This is a genomic window from Methylosinus sp. Ce-a6 (genome assembly GCF_009811655.1).
In the GTDB taxonomy this organism is placed as follows: domain Bacteria; phylum Pseudomonadota; class Alphaproteobacteria; order Rhizobiales; family Beijerinckiaceae; genus Methylosinus.
Genome location: NZ_BGJX01000075.1, coordinates 1 through 1,875 on the forward strand (window position 1 = coordinate 1; position 1,875 = coordinate 1,875).

Below are 1,875 nucleotides of genomic sequence, written 5' to 3' on the forward strand. Positions count from 1 at the left end.
GGGTCGTGTGTCACGAGCGCGCTGTCGCGAGTATCGGCGGCGCTCAACTGTACGAGAGATGAAGGAGGGCCCTTCGAGTTCGGCAATCAGGTGTTGATCTCAAGCCACCGCAAGCTGCTTCGGTCAAGAGCCGTGGTTGTGAGCGTTGCGGAAACGCCGGGACGATGATTCCGGCAGGCATGGTCGAGAGAGGCGAGCGAAAGCAAACCGTCGATGAAGTGTCGAAAGCGGATTAGGCGATGTCAAAACCGGGGGGTGACCCTTCCTCCGGGATAAGTTCGGGGGATACCTGATACGGCCCGAGCGGCATCCGGCATGTAGGCGGCGCGAAGCTCGACCAGGCTTTCGTATGGAACGTGAGAACCTGGGCTCCGTCACGCCGATGGCGTGAAGCGACAAGCCACAAGCGGCTCCAACCGCGAGGGCGAGAGTAGCTATGCGGAGCACAGGGACGGAGCAGCCCGTAGTAGTGATGAAGGTTCTGTAATGGGACTGGAGCGAAGGGGCTGCGTTGTTCAGCCGAGGCCGCGGGCCAACCGGCGACGGGAGGAGTCCGTGGACAAGGTAAAGCCGTTCGACATCTCCAAACGGGAAGTCTGGGAAGCCTTCAAGCGTGTGAAGGCCAACCAGGGAGCGGCTGGAGTCGATGGACAGTCGATCGCAGAGTTCGAGGCCAACCTTTCGGGCAACCTCTACAAGCTCTGGAACCGACTGTCGTCGGGGAGCTATTTTCCTCCGCCGGTGAGGCGGGTCGAGATTCCGAAGGCGGATGGCGGGACGCGGCCGTTGGGTATTCCAACAGTCTCGGATCGCGTCGCCCAGGAGGTCGCCCGTCGATATCTGGAGCCCATTCTGGAGCCGGTGTTTCACACCGACTCCTATGGCTACAGGCCCGGACGATCTGCGATCGACGCCGTGCGCCAAGCTCGCCAGCGCTGTTGGCGCTACGACTGGGTGCTCGATCTCGATGTGCGCGCCTTCTTCGACAGTATCGATTGGGAGTTGCTCCTCAAAGCGGTCCGCCGACATACGGATTGTCCATGGGTGCTGCTTTATGTCGAGCGCTGGCTAAAGGCGCCGGTGCAGATGGAGGACGGCGGCGTCGTGCCGCGCACGGCCGGAACGCCGCAAGGAGGGGTGATCTCGCCTCTCCTGGCGAACCTGTTTCTGCATTATGCGTTCGACATATGGATGACGCGGAATTATCCGCACGTTTCATTCGAGCGCTACGCGGACGACGCCATTTGTCACTGCCGAAGCGCCGAGGAGGCGCGAGCGCTATGGAGCGCGCTTGCGGACCGTCTCGCTGTCTGCAAGCTGGTGTTGCATCCGGCGAAGACGAAGATCGTCTATTGCAAGGATGCGAACCGGCGCGGCGACTTTCCTATCATCTCGTTCGACTTCTTGGGCTTTCAGTTTCGAGCCCGGAAGGTGATATGGGGTGGAAAGGCCGCCCACGGCTTCATGCCCGCCGCCAGTCCGAAAGCGTTGACGGCCATCAGCCGGACCGTTCGGCGATGGGCGCTTCATCATCGCAGCGACAAGTCCCTGCAAGAGCTGGCCGCGAAGCACAACCCGTGCATTCGCGGCTGGATCACCTACTACAGCCACTTCTACAAGACGCAATTGCGTCCGACCCTGAAGAGGATCGACGCCTATGTCATTCGATGGGCGCGCCGCAAGTTCAAGCGGATGCGCCATCAGACCAAGGGGGCGCGAGATTGGTTCGACCGGCTACGTCGGGCGAACCCCGAGCTCTTCGCCCACTGGCCTCTATGTCATGGCAACGGCCGAACATCGGGAGCCGTGTGAGTCGAGAGGTTCATGCACGGTTCTAGGAGCGCCCGGGGGTGAAATTCCTCCGGGCGACTCGAC

1 protein-coding gene is annotated in these 1,875 nt (G+C 61.6%); it reads left to right on the forward strand.

Annotated features, from left to right (window positions below; genetic code table 11):
* The first annotated feature begins 555 nt into the window (after nucleotides 1-555).
* Complete coding sequence (gene ltrA, locus Mspo_RS19335; RefSeq protein ID WP_159732911.1) at nucleotides 556-1,812, forward strand: group II intron reverse transcriptase/maturase; 1,257 nt, start codon at nucleotides 556-558, stop codon at nucleotides 1,810-1,812.
* Nucleotides 1,813-1,875: the final 63 nt, after the last annotated feature.